At 44.0% G+C, this 17,210-nt stretch carries 16 protein-coding genes, 1 riboswitch and 1 other annotated feature; of the genes, 5 read left to right on the forward strand and 11 right to left on the reverse strand.

Annotated features, from left to right (window positions below):
- Nucleotides 1–77: 77 nt before the first annotated feature.
- Both R7P74_RS02405 and R7P74_RS02410 read left to right on the forward strand, forming a co-directional pair.
- Complete coding sequence (locus R7P74_RS02405) at nt 78–1,292, forward strand: EAL and HDOD domain-containing protein (protein ID WP_005378158.1); 1,215 nt, start codon at nt 78–80, stop codon at nt 1,290–1,292.
- An 80-nt stretch (nt 1,293–1,372) separates the two neighbouring features.
- Nucleotides 1,373–1,888, forward strand: a complete 516-nt coding sequence (locus R7P74_RS02410; RefSeq protein WP_213893737.1) for a YchJ family protein — start codon at nt 1,373–1,375, stop codon at nt 1,886–1,888.
- A 279-nt stretch (nt 1,889–2,167) separates the two neighbouring features.
- On the opposite strand, the gene hisIE is transcribed toward R7P74_RS02410, so the two are convergent.
- From hisIE to hisG, 8 genes are all read right to left on the reverse strand, one after another.
- Complete coding sequence (hisIE, locus tag R7P74_RS02415; protein ID WP_038882807.1) at nt 2,168–2,803, reverse strand: bifunctional phosphoribosyl-AMP cyclohydrolase/phosphoribosyl-ATP diphosphatase HisIE; 636 nt, start codon at nt 2,801–2,803, stop codon at nt 2,168–2,170.
- Nucleotides 2,800–3,573, reverse strand: a complete 774-nt coding sequence (gene hisF, locus R7P74_RS02420) for an imidazole glycerol phosphate synthase subunit HisF (RefSeq protein WP_004749837.1) — start codon at nt 3,571–3,573, stop codon at nt 2,800–2,802. The genes hisIE and hisF overlap by 4 nt, the downstream gene beginning before the upstream one ends.
- Nucleotides 3,555–4,292, reverse strand: coding sequence for a 1-(5-phosphoribosyl)-5-[(5-phosphoribosylamino)methylideneamino]imidazole-4-carboxamide isomerase (hisA, locus tag R7P74_RS02425; RefSeq protein ID WP_054575134.1), 738 nt, complete (start codon nt 4,290–4,292; stop codon nt 3,555–3,557). Before hisA ends, hisF begins: the two co-directional genes overlap by 19 nt.
- Nucleotides 4,293–4,304: 12 nt before the next feature.
- Nucleotides 4,305–4,919 (reverse strand): imidazole glycerol phosphate synthase subunit HisH, encoded by a 615-nt coding sequence (hisH, locus tag R7P74_RS02430; protein WP_213896740.1) that lies wholly within the window; start codon nt 4,917–4,919, stop codon nt 4,305–4,307.
- A gap of 26 nt (nt 4,920–4,945) precedes the next feature.
- Nucleotides 4,946–6,019 (reverse strand): bifunctional histidinol-phosphatase/imidazoleglycerol-phosphate dehydratase HisB, encoded by a 1,074-nt coding sequence (gene hisB / locus R7P74_RS02435; RefSeq protein ID WP_262634196.1) that lies wholly within the window; start codon nt 6,017–6,019, stop codon nt 4,946–4,948.
- Between the two features lie 69 nt (nt 6,020–6,088).
- A complete protein-coding gene (gene hisC / locus R7P74_RS02440; RefSeq protein WP_262634197.1) occupies nt 6,089–7,129 on the reverse strand; it encodes a histidinol-phosphate transaminase in 1,041 nt (346 codons plus the stop codon).
- A gap of 12 nt (nt 7,130–7,141) precedes the next feature.
- Nucleotides 7,142–8,440: a histidinol dehydrogenase gene (hisD, locus tag R7P74_RS02445; protein ID WP_262634198.1), complete on the reverse strand. Its 1,299-nt coding sequence runs from the start codon at nt 8,438–8,440 to the stop codon at nt 7,142–7,144.
- A 5-nt stretch (nt 8,441–8,445) separates the two neighbouring features.
- Nucleotides 8,446–9,342, reverse strand: a complete 897-nt coding sequence (gene hisG, locus R7P74_RS02450; RefSeq protein WP_005378180.1) for an ATP phosphoribosyltransferase — start codon at nt 9,340–9,342, stop codon at nt 8,446–8,448.
- Nucleotides 9,343–9,395: 53 nt separating this feature from the next.
- Nucleotides 9,396–9,533, reverse strand: a sequence feature (His leader region).
- A gap of 369 nt (nt 9,534–9,902) precedes the next feature.
- On the opposite strand from hisG, the gene R7P74_RS02455 reads away from it, so the two are divergent.
- Nucleotides 9,903–10,856 (forward strand): sigma-54 interaction domain-containing protein, encoded by a 954-nt coding sequence (locus tag R7P74_RS02455; RefSeq protein ID WP_005388056.1) that lies wholly within the window; start codon nt 9,903–9,905, stop codon nt 10,854–10,856.
- Nucleotides 10,857–11,194: 338 nt separating this feature from the next.
- Here the strand turns inward: R7P74_RS02455 and tet(35) are convergent, their stop codons facing one another.
- A complete protein-coding gene (gene tet(35), locus R7P74_RS02460) occupies nt 11,195–12,796 on the reverse strand; it encodes a tetracycline efflux Na+/H+ antiporter family transporter Tet(35) (RefSeq protein ID WP_225473811.1) in 1,602 nt (533 codons plus the stop codon).
- 109 nt (nt 12,797–12,905) lie between these two features.
- Nucleotides 12,906–13,088: riboswitch (Lysine riboswitch) on the reverse strand.
- 582 nt (nt 13,089–13,670) lie between these two features.
- Here tet(35) and R7P74_RS02465 point away from each other — a divergent pair.
- The gene (locus R7P74_RS02465; protein WP_005378185.1) at nt 13,671–14,078 is read left to right on the forward strand and encodes an H-NS family histone-like protein; all 408 of its coding nucleotides are present in this window, start codon (nt 13,671–13,673) and stop codon (nt 14,076–14,078) included.
- A gap of 127 nt (nt 14,079–14,205) precedes the next feature.
- Here R7P74_RS02465 and R7P74_RS02470 read toward each other — a convergent pair whose 3' ends face one another.
- Together R7P74_RS02470 and R7P74_RS02475 are read right to left on the reverse strand one after the other, a co-directional pair.
- Nucleotides 14,206–15,510: an inosine/guanosine kinase gene (locus R7P74_RS02470; protein ID WP_005378187.1), complete on the reverse strand. Its 1,305-nt coding sequence runs from the start codon at nt 15,508–15,510 to the stop codon at nt 14,206–14,208.
- 117 nt (nt 15,511–15,627) lie between these two features.
- A complete protein-coding gene (locus R7P74_RS02475; RefSeq protein ID WP_005378190.1) occupies nt 15,628–15,897 on the reverse strand; it encodes a hypothetical protein in 270 nt (89 codons plus the stop codon).
- Nucleotides 15,898–16,085: 188 nt separating this feature from the next.
- Between R7P74_RS02475 and mnmA the strand changes: the two genes are divergently transcribed.
- Nucleotides 16,086–17,210 carry a tRNA 2-thiouridine(34) synthase MnmA gene (gene mnmA, locus R7P74_RS02480; RefSeq protein ID WP_005378192.1) on the forward strand — a complete coding sequence of 375 codons (1,125 nt, stop codon included), beginning with the start codon at nt 16,086–16,088 and terminating at the stop codon, nt 17,208–17,210.

Genomic DNA, 17,210 nt, shown 5'->3' on the forward strand with positions numbered 1-17,210 from the left:
TTCACGCTCAAGTCGTAGATATTTTGTAAAAAATCGCTATTATCATAATACTAAGTTAAACAGAACGAAGTACCTAATTGAAGTATTCTTACGTAGCTCGCCAACCGATTCTGGATAGAGAAAAACGAACCATAGGTTACGAACTCCTCTTTCGAGACGGCCCTAAAAATACCTTCCCTGAAGTAGAACCAGAGCTGGCTACTAGTCGACTGCTATCCGATCATTTTTTGTCGACGCATTACAACACATTAGGAAACAAACTTGGCTTTGTTAACTTTCCGCATCAAAGCTTGGTGAACTTGGTCCCAACTTTGTTTCCTAAAGAATCTCTCGTCATTGAAGTCCTTGAAGACTGCGAACCGACAGAAGAACTGTTAGAAGCCATCAAGCACCTTCATGAGTGCGGGTACAAAATTGCTCTGGATGATTTTGTTCCGACGAAAGCTTGGAAGCGTTTTCTTCCATACGTTTCCATGATCAAGTTTGATATTAGACTTGTGCCGATCAAGAAAGCTGCCATTTTTATTCAGGCGTTGAGCCCATTTAAAATCGACTTTCTTGCGGAAAAGGTAGAGACCTATGAAGAGTTTGAGCAAGCTCTAGAAGCCGGTTTTAACTATTTTCAAGGGTATTTTTTTAGCAAACCTGAGATGATCCAGAAAAAACGGTTGAACCCCGCGTTTCTTACCGTCATCCAACTTTGTAAAGAGATTGCAGATAAGCCCATCGACTTCAATGAGGTTGAACGTCTGTTTTCGATTGATGTGACGCTGTCATACAAGCTGCTTACTTACGTAAATTCAGGCTATACATTAACGACTAAGATCAAATCGTTCAGACAGGCGCTTATTTATCTGGGTGAAGAGCGACTACGACGCTTTATTTCCTTAGTTGCAATTGCCTCCGTTCAAGAAGATAAACCTGACTCTCTTTACTCTTTAGCGATTCAGCGTGCACGAATGTGTGAACTGCTACTTAGTCAAATGAACACTAGGTATGACCCTGGGCAGGCTTTTTTGACAGGCATGTTTTCTTTGCTCGGATCTTTGCTCGATCAACCGCTCTCGGATGTCATTGAAGATATCCCCGTTGACGAAGATATAAAACTCGCATTAACCAGTCGAAAAGGCGTACTTGGTCACTTACTTTCGATGACGATCGCCTATGAACAAGCGGACTGGGAGTTAGCCGAGCGATATTGCACCGTTCTTAAATTAACCGAACCTCAATTAGCGGACGCTTTTAATCAATCTACCGAGTGGGCTCAAGAACTGCTGTCTCAAACGCCCTAAATCGCTATAATGCCTCACCTCCAGCCTCGCAATTGTGAGGTTGTTTGTTTTTACCGCTTAATTAATCGAGATTTCATTTTATGGCTTCTTCTTGCCCTTGCGGATCTAACCGCACCTACCAACAGTGTTGTGAAATTGCCCACAACAACCATGCTGACGTCATCACTCCAGAGCAGTTAATGCGCTCTCGTTACAGTGCGCATGTGTTAGGTCTAGTCGATTACGTGGTCAACACGTACCACCCAAGCTGTAATGCAGAAGAGCAACGTGAAGGCATTGCCCAATCTATCGACAGCGATTGGTGCAAACTTGAAGTTGTAAAAACAGAAGCTGGCAGTAATGACAATGAAGGCTTTGTAGAGTTTAGCGCTTATTTTGATGAAGACGGCAAACGCTACTGCATGACCGAGCGTTCTCGTTTCGTGAAAGAAAATGGGCTTTGGTACTACATTGACGGCACGTTTCCAGAAGAAGAGCTAGAAGAAGAACCAGAACAAGATCCTCGCCTAAACCAACCAGTGAGTAGCCTAAAAGTAGGTCGCAACGACCCGTGTATCTGTGGAAGCGGTAAGAAATTTAAGAAGTGTTGTGGGTAAAGCATCCATACCTAGCTTATTGTGCTCGATTTAATTGGATTCTTGACCTCGCCTAGGTTCGTTGGAGTAACGTGAATATATGTACCTATTTGAAGTAAATAACTCTACTGCAAGTACCATTAGAAAATATACCGTCATTCTGAACAGCGAGGAACGAGTGTGATTCAGAGTCTAATCGCTACTAGCACTGTTGCCGGGTTTTCCCCCGAATCAAGAACACTAAAGTAAAAAAGCCCCTAGGCTCGAGAGCATAGGGGCTTTCACTTATCTATAGCAAGCTTACTTATGACGCTCTTTCAGTTTGTTCACTACGTCATTCATCGATAAGCCTTGGTCTTGAAGCAATACCATTAAGTGGTAAATCAAATCCGCAGATTCACACACTAACTCCGCCTTATCGCCCGACGTCGCCGCAAGCGCGACTTCAACGCCTTCTTCGCCCACTTTTTGCGAAATACGCTTGGTGCCACGGGCATAAAGACTGGCAGTATAAGAGGAGTCTGGGTCGGCACTCTTGCGGGCAGCCAATAGCTGCTCAAGTTGATGAAGCCACACCATTTGTGACTCCTCTTGAGGGTCCACATCCCAGCAAGTTGTGTTACCCAAGTGACACGTAGGACCAATGGGATTCACTTTCACCAGTAGCGTATCGTTGTCGCAATCGAGCTGAATGTTCACCAATTGCAATACGTTGCCAGAGGTCTCACCTTTCGTCCAAAGACGTTGCTTGGTACGAGAGAAAAACGTCACTTGACCTGTTTCGCCCGTTTTTGCCAACGCATCTTGGTTCATGTAACCCATCATCAGCACTTGGCTTGATTGGAAATCTTGTACGATGGCAGGTACCAGACCATCCACCTTTTCCCAGTTGATTCGCTCAGCTAGCGAACTTACTTCGGCGGCTTTCACACTCATAGTCGTACCTCAATGCCTTGTTGTTTCAAATACTGCTTTAGTTCACCAATATTGATGACTTGCTTGTGGAATACCGATGCGGCAAGCGCGCCATCCACATTTGCTTTTTGGTAGGCTTCTGCGAAATGCTCCATGGCACCTGCACCGCCCGATGCAATCAATGGCACGTTACACACTTCACGCACCATATTCAGTTGTTCGATGTCGTAGCCGTTACGTACACCGTCTTGGTTCATCATGTTCAGCACGATTTCACCAGCGCCGCGTTTTTGTACTTCTTGCACCCAATCACGCGTTTCCCATTGGGTCGCTTTGGTGCGTTCTTCATCACCAGTAAACTGGTAAACCTGATACTTGCCCGTCTCTTTGTCGTAGTATGAATCGATACCAACGACGATACATTGCACACCAAACTTATCAGCAAGGTCAGTAATCAACTGAGGGTTAGCCAAGGCAGGAGAGTTAATAGACACTTTGTCTGCACCAAACTCAAGAATGCGCGCCGCGTCTTCTGCTGATTTAATACCACCAGCCACACAGAAAGGAATATCAATCACTTCAGCAACGCGAGCGACCCAACTTTTATCGACGACACGACCATCACTTGAAGCAGTAATATCGTAGAACACAAGCTCGTCTGCGCCCTCTTCCGCATAACGCTGTGCCAGAGGAACGATGTCGCCAATGATCTCGTGATTACGGAACTGAACGCCCTTTACCACTTGTCCATCACGGACATCAAGACATGGAATTATTCGCTTTGCCAGCATGCAAATGCCTCCTCTGCTGTGAACTTACCATCTAACAGCGCACGACCAACAATCACACCAGTCACACCACTGCCTTTTAGCGCTTCGATATCTGCTAATGAGCCAATGCCGCCTGAAGATTGAAACTGCACTTGTGGATACTGTTTACATAGGTCGACATAAAGCTCTACGTTTGAGCCCTCTAGCGTACCGTCACGAGAAATGTCCGTACAAAGCACATGCTGCAAACCTACCGTTAAATAATCGTTGATCAGAGCTTCGATGGTCACGCCTGAGTCTTCTTGCCAACCAGAAATCGCTACTTTACGTGTGCCGTCTTGATCGATGTTGATGTCTAGCGCGAGAACGATTTTCTCTGCACCGTATTTTTCCATCCAACCTTTCACAAGCTCTGGCTGTTTTACTGCTGTTGAGCCAACGACAACACGCTGAGCCCCCGCTTCTAGCAGATCAATCACGTCTTGCTCTGTGCGCACTCCGCCACCGATTTGGATGTTCGCTGGCGTGCTTGCTAGTAGCTTTGCAATTAAATCAAGTTGACGTGCTGTCGTGTCTTTCGCGCCAGTTAAATCCACCAAGTGCAGCCAGTTAGCACCAGCTTGGTGGTACAAGTTGAACTGCTCTGCTGGGTCGACTTTGTACTCAGTTACTTGGCCGTAATCACCTTGATAAAGGCGAACCACCTGTCCTTCAATTAAATCAAGAGCTGGAATAATCACACTAAATCCCTTTTATAATTCTAAGAAGTTTTGAATAAGCTTCGCGCCCGCTTTTGAAGAACGCTCAGGGTGGAATTGCACGCCGTAGTAGTTACCGCTTTGTACTGCTGCTGTGAACGGGTTGCCGTACTCGCATTGAGCAATCGTGTAATCCCCAACAGGCATTGCAAAGCTGTGCACGAAGTAGAAATGCTCACCTTCTTCAATATCTTTGAAAAGTGGATTACCTGCTTTTGCAGAGACCGTGTTCCACCCCATATGCGGCAACGGCAAATCGCCAGTTTGTAGTAGCTTCACTTCGCCATCACAAAGTCCAAGACACTCAACTAACTCGTCGGCTTTCTGGCCTTTCTCTTGAGACACTTTGCCCAACAGTTGCATGCCTAAACAGATACCTAACAGCGGCTTTTCTACCTGTTTTACCAAGCTGATCAGATCGCGCTCTTCTAGGTTCTTCATCGCTTCGCTGGCGGTTCCCACACCCGGTAGGAATAGCTTATCTGCGGATAATACGACTTGCGGATCTTTTGAAATCGTTACGTCATAGCCTAGGCGTTCAATGGCAAACTTCACCGAAGAAACGTTGGCACAGCCAGTATCGATAATGACAACTTTCTGTTCTGTCACTGTTTTTCTCCTTGCTAACGTTAGCCTTAAAGCACGCCTTTACTACTTGGTAGCTCAGTGCCTTCTACTTTGATTGCTTGGCGTAACGTACGACCAAACGCTTTAAATAGGCTTTCAATGATGTGGTGATCATTGTTGCCCGCAGAAGAAAGGTGCAACGTACATGCTAATGTGTCAGTCAGAGAGCGGAAGAAGTGAACTACCATCTCTGTTGAAAGATCACCCACTTGCTCACGGCTGAATTGCGCGTCGAACTTAAGATAAGGACGACCTGATAGGTCTAGTGCGCATTGCGCCAAACACTCATCCATTGGCAAACTAAAGCCAAAGCGACCAATACCACGCTTGTCACCCAGTGCTTCTTTCAACGCTTGACCCAACGCAAGAGCGGTATCTTCTACTGTGTGGTGATCATCAATGTGCAGGTCACCTTCCACTTTGCACACCATTTGGAATCCACCGTGCGTCGCAATTTGATCCAGCATGTGGTCAAAAAAGCCAAGACCTGTAGAAACATCGTTACCGCCTTGCTCGTCAAGGTTAACGAATACTTTAATGTCTGTTTCTTTTGTGGTTCGAACGACTTCAGCAACACGCGCCTTCACTGTGAGATCTTTTAGGATCTGTTTCCAGCCCATGGTTTCTGGGTTGTATTGAATACCACGAATTGCCATATTTTCTGCAAGTTGAAGATCGGTTTGACGATCGCCAATCACAACAGAGTTTTGGAAATCCACTTTGCCACCTTGAAGATACTCTTTTACCAAGCCTAATTTAGGCTTACGGCATGAACAGTTATCTTCATCAAAGTGAGGACAAATCAGCACGTCATCAAATTTCACACCTTGAGATTCAAAGATCTCCATCATCATGTTGTGTGGTGCATCAAAATCTTCTTGTGGGTAACTGTCGGTACCCAAACCATCTTGGTTCGTGACCATCACTAGACGGTATCCTGCATCCTGCAACGACAACAGGCTTGGGATAACAAATGGCTCCAGTTTTAGTTTATCTAAACGGTCTACTTGAAAATCAATCGGCGGCTCAACAATTAAGGTGCCATCACGGTCGATAAAGAGGATTTTGTTTTGTTTGCTCACTCGAACTTCCTTATTGCTATTCTTTTGGCGCTCCCGCTATTGAGCGAGAGCGATAAATTCTGTCTCTATTTATGCGTAGTAGTTTCTGATAAATCCAAGCGTTTTTTCGCACTCGTCACGGTTACCCACACTGATACGCACACAGTTTTCAATTGGCGAGTTACGCAAAATAATGCCCGTATCCCAAGCCGCTTTGAAAAGGTCATCGCCATCTGGGAATTTCACCAATAGGTAGTTTCCCCACCCTTCAAACACTTCCAAGCCCGGAATCATTGAAAGGCCAACTTGCAAGTAAGCACGGTTTGCATTCAAATCGAGAACTTGATACTTCGCTCGCGCTAAACCAGCTTCCGAAAGTGCCTGAGTCGCAATTTCTGCCACTGGAACTGGGACTGGGTAAGGTGCGATAACTTTAAGAAGTACATTAATCAGCTCTTCGTTCGCAAGCGTAAATCCACAACGCAGACCTGCAAGCGCAAAAGCTTTCGACAGAGTACGCAGAATCGCAAGATTCGGGTATTGCGCCAGTAAGTCTACCGTTGACGCTTCTGGACAAAAATCGATGTACGCTTCATCCATCACCACAATTGCACGGTCTTTTGTCATCTCAAGCAGAGACACAATGTCTTCACGCTTAACCAAGTTACCCGTTGGGTTGTTTGGCGAACATACAAAAACCAGCTTCACGTTATCCAGATTAGCTTCGATGCCTGCAAGATCGAGTTGCCAATCTGAGGTTAGCGGCACGGTTTTGCGCTCAACACCAATGGTTTCAGCGCTGATGGCGTACATACCGTAAGTCGGTGGGCAGTAAAGAATCGCATCTTCACCCGGCTCACAGAATGCACGAATTAACAACTCAATACCTTCGTCTGCGCCACGAGAAGTCAGTGTTTGTTCTGGTTTAACACCCGCATACGCTGCGTAAGCGGAAATCAGTTCTTTCGGTTGGCATTCGCTGTAACGATTAAGACGAGCAAAGTCTGTTTTGTATTCATTGTTAAATGGTGATTCGTTGGCATTTAGCCATACGTCACCCGTACCACCGATTCGGCGAGCCGACATATAAGGGGTAAGCTGTTGGACTTGTTTACGCGCTAGCTTTTCCATCTCATTACTCTCTTATTCTTTCTTACTTGCAAATTTTTCTACGCGGATAGTAACAGCACGTTTGTGAGCGTCCAGACCTTCTGCTTCAGCCATCGTGACTACCGTTGGTGCAAGGTTCTTTAAACCATCAGCAGAAAGCTCCTGAACCGTCATTCGTTTAGAGAAATCCGCCAAACCTAAGCTTGAATAAGTACGTGTGTAACCGTAAGTAGGAAGGACGTGGTTAGTCCCCGATGCGTAATCTCCCGCAGATTCAGGCGACCAATCCCCAAGGAAGATAGAGCCTGCATTATCAAGTAGAGGTAGAAGCTCACGAGGGTTCTTAGTCTGAACAATCAAGTGCTCAGGACCGTAGTAATTGGAAATAGAAACTGACTGCGTCATCGACTCAGAAATAATGATCAAGCTTGATGCCAGAGCCTTTTCTGCGATGTCTGCACGAGATAACTCCTTAAGCTGACGTTGAACCGCGTCCGTCACTTGATCCGCAATCACAGGTGAAGGAGTCACAAGTACCACTTGAGAGTCAGGGCCGTGCTCTGCTTGGCTCAAAAGATCCGCAGCGATAAAGTCTGCATCTGCGGTTTCATCAGCAATCACTAACACTTCTGATGGACCTGCTGGCATATCAATCGCAGCACCACGGAAATCATTACTCACCTGACGTTTTGCTTCTGTCACATAAGCGTTACCTGGACCAAAGATCTTATCAACTTTAGATACAGTCTCTGTGCCGTAAGCCATTGCAGCGACCGCTTGACCACCACCGACGTTGTACACTTCATCAATGCCGCACAGTTTTGCTACGTACAGAATCTCGTCAGCGATTGGCGGTGGAGAACAAAGCACCACTTTACGACAACCCGCAATTTTTGCAGGAACGCCGAGCATTAGAACAGTCGATGGCAGCGGCGCACTGCCGCCAGGAATGTACAAACCCACTTTTTGAATTGGGCGTGTTACTTGTTCACAAAGGACACCTGGCTGGGTTTCCACCTTGATCGGTTGCGGCTTTTGCGCTTTGTGGAACTTAGAAATATTGGCGTAAGCTTGCTCTAATGCGCTCTTCATTGACTCTGACAAACGCTCTGACGCTGCCTTAATTTCCTGAGAAGAAACACGAATGGATTCAGGCTTAACACGGTCAAACTTTTCGGTCAGCTCAATAAGAGCAGAGTCACCTTCTTCTCGAACTTTAGCAATAACTTCGGCCACAGCAGTGGTGATATTGGCACCTTCTGCAATAGCAGGGCGCTCCAAAATAGAGTCTTGCTGATTCTCACTTAATGATTGCCAAACGACTGTTCTCATGATGCTTACTCCATCATTTTTTCAATTGGTAGAACGAGAATTGAACTTGCGCCCAACTCTTTCAGCTGTTCCATTGTTTCCCAGAACAGGTTTTCAGAACTCACTAAGTGAACAGCCATTTTCTGCTTATCTGCAGAAAGAGGAAGAACAGTTGGGTCTTCAGCACCTGGCAGTAGTGCTTTAATTTGATCTAACTTCTCTGCTGGGGCGTGAAGCATAATGTACTTAGATTCTTTCGCTTGCTGCACGCCTTGCATGCGAGTTAACAGCTTTTCGATTAGCGCCACTTTGTCTGCGTCGAACTCACCTGTGCGTTGAATCAATGTCGCTTTTGATTTGAAGATAATTTCAGCTTCTTTAAGGCCGTTCGCTTCCAGTGTTGCACCTGTAGAAACCAAATCAGCGATAGCATCAGCGAGACCCGCGCGAGGGGCAACTTCTACAGAGCCTGTCAGCATACATGTAGAGAATGGAACGCCGGCTTCATCCATGTACGCTTTTAGAAGTTGAGGATACGTTGTAGCAATACGCTTGCCAGCTAAGTCTTGTGGACCGTTGTACTCTTCGTCCTTGTCGATTGCGATAGATAAACGACAGCCACCAAAATCAAGTCGACGAAGCTGAACAAACTCGCAGGGTTCACCTAATGCTTTGCGGTCAAGGCGAACTTCTTCTAGTTCATTTTCGCCAATAAAGCCAAGGTCAACCACGCCATCCATAATTAAACCTGGGATGTCGTCGTCACGAACCAAGAGTAAATCAATTGGCATATTTTCAGAATGGACAACTAAACGCTCGCCCATTACGTTGAACTTTACGCCGCACTGTTTTAGTAGAGCTTGACTCTCTTTGCTAAGACGACCTTTTTTCTGAATTGCGATTCTTAAACGTTGTGTTTGCATTGCTTTGTCCCTATGCAAGATTTTGATATCTAAGTATTTTTCAAACTAATAAAACTAAAAAACCCTCGGGAGATTGAAGTCTCCCGAGGGTTTAAAATCTGCTTTTACTTTGATTTTACCTCCGGGAGTTTCCTGCCTCCCGGGTATGCGTACATCGCCCGAAAGACTAAATTGGGTGATGATGGTGATGAATGTTCATTACAAAATTACGCATACTTATTTAAGGCTCTTTTTGAGTTGCTTTGTTAGTAACCACACTAACTAAGGATTCTATATTTTTCAATACTCAATTGAATATTTTCTAAATATTTTTCACAAGACATTGATTTAAATGAAATTAAATTCTTTTCCATATTGAATACTCTGGTGGAAAGAACACCTCCAATCAGCTCTACTCTGACGAAGAAAGCGAAGAATAGTATGAATATTCACCAAAACAACTATTTAGACCGTACCCAACCCATTAATTGACATTTTTCTCAATAAAGAGACAGCAACTCACGTTTGAGACAAGTCATTCAAAACTATTATTAGAGCGGGGCAAAAAATAGTGATTAACAATGAAACTGCGTAACGGTAGTAATAAACAAGCTGTAGATTTCGACGATACGGCACTATACCCGTTGATCGGCAATAGTGCCTGTATCCAAGAACTTCGTACTGCAATACAAAAGTACGCTCAATGTGATGCTGAAGTCCTCATTCAGGGTGAAACTGGTGTTGGGAAAGGTCTTTGCGCTCGCCTTATTCATCAATTGTCGAACAGACACTCAGCACCTTTTGTGGAAGTCAACTGTGGAGCCATTCCAAGTGGTCTTATTGCATCCGAGCTTTTCGGCCATGAAAAAGGAGCATTTACAGGCGCAATCTCAGAGCGTATAGGTTTTATTCAAAAGGCACATAAAGGCACCCTATTTCTTGATGAAATTGGTGACATGCCACCAGACCTACAAATCCACCTCCTTCACTTTTTGGAGAGTAAGCAAATCCATAAAGTCGGAGCGGATAAATTCATTGACGTGGACTGTAGGGTCATTGCAGCAAGCCACGTGGATTTGAAAAATGAGGTCGTACAAGGAGGATTTCGTGAAGATCTATTCTATCGGCTTAATATATTGCCATTAACTATCCCTCCACTGAGAAAGCGTGGAAAAGACATTATTATTTTATCTGAACACTTCCTAGCAGATCTGTCTCATGGTCAGGTACAAAAAATGTCTGATAAGGTAAAAGCCAAGCTCCTCAAACATCGTTGGCCAGGCAACGTAAGAGAACTGCGTAATGTCATCCAACGAGCAATTGTCATGTGTGAAGATCACACGCTTCTCGTCGCTGACTTGGGCCTTGATAACAATGAGAGGCAATTGCTCCCTTCTGTGGACCAAATTGATCTCGACTACCTACTGCAAGCTATCGAAGAAAATAAACACAATATGAGTGCGGCTGCACGTCATCTCGGCATTTCAAGAACAACGCTTTATCGATTAATAAAGAAATACAACTTAAATGTTTAAATACTGTATAGGTGTAACGTAACACTGTGTAACAGGTAACTCTTTAGATATCATTTAGTTAACTCTGCATCGCAACCATGCGTATTTTGCTGTATTAAAAATCAAAAGCTTAAAATGGGCATAGTCTTTGCTTCATAGTCTTTGCTTAGAACTAAGAAGAAGATGGATTGCTTTTCCATTACAGCCCATCAAGGAGAGCTCGGTACACAAACAATTCGCTCTTAACACGAGACTTTTATCCCCAAAAACGCGATTGCCCCCCTCACCTAAGTCGCGTTAAAAAAAAGCTCCGCTAAATTAGCGGAGCTTCCCTCTGTAACGAATCTATTCAAAACAACTTACGCACTCTGGCAAGACGCTATTTTAGACTTTGAAAGCCATGACAAAATAGCGCAAACGATAACGAATGTTATCGACGCTGCAATGAACGAAAACGCAATTGAAGCAGTCATACCAAGGGCAATAAAGCCGACGCATGAAACAAGCGCGACTGATAATGCATAAGGTAACTGTGTTGATACGTGGTCAATGTGGTTACAACGTGCCCCCGTCGATGACAGGATAGTCGTATCTGAGATTGGTGAACAATGGTCACCGAATACCGCACCAGCTAAAACCGCACTCAGCATCGGTAGCATTAGCGCTACGTCTGTTGCGCCAGCCATGTCTCCAGCGATTGGAAGCATGATGCCGAACGTACCCCATGAAGTACCTGTTGAGAACGCCATCAGGCCAGACAACAAGAATAGGATAACTGGGAGCCAATGAGGGTTAATATTGCCCTGCGCCATTGTCGAAAGGTAAGTACCTGTCTTCATATCACCGATAACAGAACCAATGGTCCAGGCAAATACTAAGATTAGAATCGCACCAAACATAGACTTAGCACCAATCCAAAGTGTACGTGCGATCTCAGCCATTGGTAGACCTTGCTTCACAACAGTAAACAGTGCAACTGCTAAGCCAAGCAAGCTACCGTAGATTAGTGATGTACCTACATCTGTATTTTCAAAAGCACCAAGAAGCGCAAACTCCTTACCATCAGCAGCCAATGCTTGGCCACCCGTGTAAAGCATTGAAGCGATAGTCGCGATAATCAGCGTCACGATAGGAAATATCAAATCTGACACTTTACCCTTTTCACTTTCACGGATATCTAGCTCTTCATTTAGGTCATGCGCTTCTTGCGAGTCATTTTCTTTGTCTTTATCAAAGCCACGACCTTGCGATGCAGAGATCTCATGCTCACGCATTTTACCAATATCAAGACCAAACCACGCAACAGCGAACACCATTAGCAGCGCAAAAACGGCGTAGAAGTTCATTGGGATAAGACGAACATATGCGCCAAGAGCCGAATACTCTGTGATCCCATGTGAGACTAAGATTCCGCCAATAATAGTAATAATGTAAGCACCCCAGCTAGAAGCAGGCATAATTACACACATTGGAGCAGCGGTTGAGTCTAGAATGTACGCAAGCTTAGCGCGAGACACATAAAAGCGATCGGTTACTGGGCGAGAGATCGCACCAACAGCAAGGCTATTAAAGTAATCATCGACAAAAATGAATACGCCTAAAAAGGCGGCAAGAAGTTTGGAGCCGCGTTTACTCTTCACTCGAGATTGTGCCCATTCAGCAAAAGCACGAGTACCGCCAGATAGCGTTAATAAAGCTGTTGTCATACCTAATAAGATTAGGAAACCAACAATGCTCATGTTCCAAGTGTTAATTCCGCCATCTTCAATAAAGACAGAAGAAACTTGAGAACTGACGTAACCTGCGGTGTCGCTGATAGACCAGCTATTAAGTAGCACCGCACCTAGCACGATACCTACACCCAAGGAAATTAATACACGTCGAGTCAAAATCGCCAAAGTCAAAGCGACAATAGGTGGCAATAATGAAACAGGAGAACTAGAAAAATCTATTAAATTCATGATCTTCAAAAACCAAAGTTTGGCTAGAGATCTACTGCAGACAAGTCACGTAGCATACGATACGTGCTCATGTTGAACTTAGCGACAGGGAAGCGAACACTCCACCCAACCCTACAGTAGCGCTCCATAGTTTAATGTGAATATATACTATGGCAGTGTTGTTCCTTTCAGATACAACCCCAGCAAGTAACTTTGATGAGTTACTTACTTCGGCAATCTTCGCCTTCCACTATTACTCATTGGCATCACCCCAATAATAGCTACTCTTCGAGACCGCGCCTCTACGGCAACAACAAACAATTAACCACTAACTGTACAAATTAACAACAAATTGTCTGCAATATTGCATCAGGTGGCAGCCATTGTACTTATGATGAGAGTCAATGCAACACATCAAACTAAATTAAACAAATAAATAATGACTGAGATAATTTATAAACCTTGCCTACTTCCATAAGTTTTGTGCAACTGAAATCACATCAATCATGTTATTTATGAAACATTATTACTACCTTAGAAATATCATGGTTTATCTTATATCAATAAATTAAGGATATATGACACACCATTAAAGATGGATGCTTCATATTTTTAAGTAATAACTCAAATTTTTTTATAAAAAACCAAGCTGTCACTCTCTCTATACAATAATGATTGTTGATTTTAGTTCTCATCTAATAATGATTTATTTCGAGTGTAATAATATTAATTGCTTTAAAAAATAGTCAAATTTAAACAAAATCTTGATTTAGCATTTGCACATAAGGAAAAGATAAAGTTAAATATAAGGACTCTTTGTTTATTTATAGATTGGCATTATTTAATCGTAACGATAAAAAGTGCCCAACACATTAACCTTTTAATAGGAATCGTTATGTCAGAGCTGACTAAAACCCTTCTAAATATCCGTAGCCTTCGTGCATTTTCTCGTGAGCTGACTCTAGAACAATTGGAAGAAGCTCTAGATAAACTCACTACTGTCGTAGATGAGCGTCGTGAAGCAGAAGAAGCAGAACGCGCAGCACAAGCAGAGCAAGAAGCTAAGCTTGCAGAGATTGCTGAGAAAATCGCTCAAGACGGTATTGACGTAGAAGCACTTATTACTGCGCTATCTGGCGAAACTAAGACGAAAGGCAAAGCGAAGCGCGCACCTCGCCCTGCTAAATACAAATACACAGATTCAAACGGTAATGAGAAAACTTGGACTGGCCAAGGTCGTACACCTTCGGCGATTCAAGAGCAACTTGATGCAGGTAAATCTCTGGATGAGTTCCTAATCTAGATCCGTGCTATTTTTAAAAGGCTCCCATAGGGAGCCTTTTTTATTTAAACCATTACAAATAAAAAAGGCACATTTCTTAATGTGCCTTTTACTTTAGTTACAGAATAGTTAATTAAACTGCTTCGTATTAACGTTCCCAGTATGCTTCTTCTAGGCTATCTTCTCGCTCAGGAAGTCCGCGCGACAATCGTGGTGAATGTTGCACGAGAACTTCGTAGCTCGCGCGGTTTGCGTATTTGCAGACTTGAGAAAAAGAAGAGTAAGTTAAATACTCGTTACTGTGCTTGCTTGAATTAGGCACATTTTCTTTATGGTATTTATTTGCTGCCATATCATGAAGAACAGCAGATAACGCGGCATCACCTGCGCCATTTGTATTCTTAATTTTTTCTGGGCCACCCATATATGGCGAGATATGCGAGTACACTTTTATTGGCGTCTCGCATGAGTCTTTTTTCGCCGGACGACTAAATTCATAACGATTAAATTCAGCAATTGACCCTGGAAGTAATGGCAAAGAAGTTTCGCGCTTCGCGCTATCTTCCGTATACCCAGCCATAAATAGACCTACAGGACCCGCCGTGCACAATACTAGATCAGCCCACTCCAATGTTTTGTCAGACGCAGCAAGTGGATCAGATTCCCCTGTCAGAGCTTCTGCTTCATCTTCATTCATCGCAACGACAGAAACGTTATCTCGAATGAATTCTTGCCAATATTTAGGATCATCTTGAATAACAAACTTTGTGCCTAGAGTCAGAACAACAGGCACATCATTCTTTTTCGCGTACTCAATCGCTTTCATTGTTGCTTCCGGCATTGGGTCGCCGTCTTTGCAACGTACTAGATATGACGTCAGTACAAGTGCTGATGCATTTTTAAAGATTTTCTCTGGAATGCTATCAGGATGGAGTTGGTTCATTTGCCCTTCGCTGATAGCAAAAGTACGTTCACCGTCTTCTGTGATAAGAGCAAAGCAACGGCCAATTGCACCATCTACACCTTGTAGGTAGTTCAAATCCATGCGGCTTGATGTATTACAAAGATAACGGTAACCGTAGCTGCCAATCTTAATATCCTGGCTCATCACTCCAAGTAGTGTGGAGCGGTCATCCGCTAGCACGGAGTAGTTATGTAGCGTGTTACCAATTGTACCGCCCGCATACTCATTGGTAATCAAGTTCTCTTCTTTCAGTTGCTGGTATAACTCTTCTGCTCTTTCGTCATCGATAACCAGAGAGTGACCTTTACTCAGACCGTACTTTTCAATCACATCCGTTGTAACTTTTGCTTCAATATCAACCAAGGTTTGGTCAATACCAATGATGTGAGTGCGCGTCATCTTCTTGCTTTCTTGTGCTTGGCTCACCAGCGGGTCACGAGCATGAACAGGAAAATAGTGCTTCGATTTGCGTTGTCCAGGAAATTTCATATTGTCAGTCTGAGTAAGGGGATGAAAAGGAGAGCGGATTCTATACCGCTAATAATAAAGCAGCAATAAAAGCGATTATAGCAAACGTTTGCTGACTACTTTTTTCTTTTAGGTGGCTTATTCACCTTCCATAAAGCTGAGATCTGGTAGTTGCTCAAGGTGCTCGCTATAACGCTTTAGGTTGAACTCACCTTCATTCTTCATCACATCAAAAATCTCAATTGACATCGCACATGCCATCATCGCAACCGCATCTTCACGTGGTGTGCCAGTCATCATTAAACGCATAAGGGTTTCTTTTACTTTAAGCGGGTTACCATCTTCGAGCTGATTTTCAACAATTTCAATCAACTCACTTTCTTGCATAAATTGGTTTTCTTCTGTCATTTGGTGTTTCCTCTTGGATTTTGGCCAACTATGCCATATATACCTCTTCTATACTTGCGAAATTACTCGTTCGAATCTTTGTTGAAGAAAAATCCAGCGAAACGAATTGTGATTTCGATCTCGGATCTGTCACCGGTCTGTGGATTCTGATAGAATCTGCATCCCGTTTATTTAAGTGGTGTTTAGTAATGTCTGATAACAGTCAAAAGAAAGTCATCGTCGGTATGTCCGGCGGCGTTGATTCATCTGTTTCCGCGTATCTTCTAAAGCAGCAAGGCTACCAAGTAGAAGGCCTTTTCATGAAGAACTGGGAAGAAGATGACAACGAAGAATATTGTACAGCGGCAGAAGATCTTGCTGACGCTCAGGCAGTATGTGACAAGCTAGGCATCCACCTACACACTATCAACTTTGCTGCCGAATACTGGGATAACGTATTTGAGTACTTCCTTGCTGAATACAAAGCTGGCCGTACTCCGAACCCTGACATTCTTTGTAACAAAGAAATCAAGTTCAAAGCATTCCTAGAATTCGCTGATGAAGTACTTGATGCTGATTACATTGCAATGGGCCACTATGTGCGTCGCTCTTTCCCAGAAAACGGTGAAAAACCACAGATGCTACGTGGTCTAGATGGCAACAAAGATCAAAGCTACTTCCTGTACACATTAAGCAACGAGCAAATTGCGCGTAGCCTATTCCCTGTTGGTGACCTAGAGAAGCCAGAAGTACGCCGCATCGCGGAAGAGCAAGATCTAATCACGGCGAAGAAGAAAGACTCTACGGGTATTTGTTTCATCGGCGAACGCAAGTTTACAGAATTCCTAGGTCGCTACCTTCCAGCTCAACCAGGCAACATCGAAACACCTGAAGGCGAAGTGATTGGTCAACACCAAGGCCTGATGTACCACACACTTGGTCAGCGTAAAGGTCTACACATCGGTGGCCGTAAAGGCGGCGGTGGTAACGAGGACCCATGGTTCGTTGGTGAGAAAGATCTAGAACGTAACGTTTTGATTGCTGTTCAAGGTAAAGACCATCCAATGTTGAAATCAGAAGGTCTACTTGCATCACAACTTCATTGGGTAGATCGTGAGCCAATTCGCGATGTTATGAAGTGCACAGTGAAAACTCGTTACCGTCAGGAAGATATTCCTTGTACAATCATCCCTATCGATGATGAAAACATTAAAGTTATCTTTGACGAGCCACAAATTGCTGTAACTCCAGGTCAATCAGCAGTGTTCTACAAAGGTGACGTGTGCCTAGGTGGCGGCATCATCGAGCAACGCATTAAATATTCTCAAGCTTAG

The sequence above is a fragment of the Vibrio sp. 2033 genome (assembly GCF_033339735.1).

Excerpts from the sequence above, each read along its gene's own strand:
- R7P74_RS02410 (WP_213893737.1), top strand. The coding sequence starts at position 1,373 with ATGGCTTCTTCTTGCCCTTGCGGATCTAACCGCACCTACCAACAGTGT.
- hisIE (WP_038882807.1), bottom strand. The coding sequence starts at position 2,803 with ATGAGTGTGAAAGCCGCCGAAGTAAGTTCGCTAGCTGAGCGAATCAAC.
- hisF (WP_004749837.1), bottom strand. The coding sequence starts at position 3,573 with ATGCTGGCAAAGCGAATAATTCCATGTCTTGATGTCCGTGATGGACAA.
- hisC (WP_262634197.1), bottom strand. The coding sequence starts at position 7,129 with ATGGAAAAGCTAGCGCGTAAACAAGTCCAACAGCTTACCCCTTATATG.
- hisD (WP_262634198.1), bottom strand. The coding sequence starts at position 8,440 with ATGAGAACAGTCGTTTGGCAATCATTAAGTGAGAATCAGCAAGACTCT.
- hisG (WP_005378180.1), bottom strand. The coding sequence starts at position 9,342 with ATGCAAACACAACGTTTAAGAATCGCAATTCAGAAAAAAGGTCGTCTT.
- R7P74_RS02455 (WP_005388056.1), top strand. The coding sequence starts at position 9,903 with ATGAAACTGCGTAACGGTAGTAATAAACAAGCTGTAGATTTCGACGAT.
- R7P74_RS02465 (WP_005378185.1), top strand. The coding sequence starts at position 13,671 with ATGTCAGAGCTGACTAAAACCCTTCTAAATATCCGTAGCCTTCGTGCA.
- R7P74_RS02470 (WP_005378187.1), bottom strand. The coding sequence starts at position 15,510 with ATGAAATTTCCTGGACAACGCAAATCGAAGCACTATTTTCCTGTTCAT.
- R7P74_RS02475 (WP_005378190.1), bottom strand. The coding sequence starts at position 15,897 with ATGACAGAAGAAAACCAATTTATGCAAGAAAGTGAGTTGATTGAAATT.
- mnmA (WP_005378192.1), top strand. The coding sequence starts at position 16,086 with ATGTCTGATAACAGTCAAAAGAAAGTCATCGTCGGTATGTCCGGCGGC.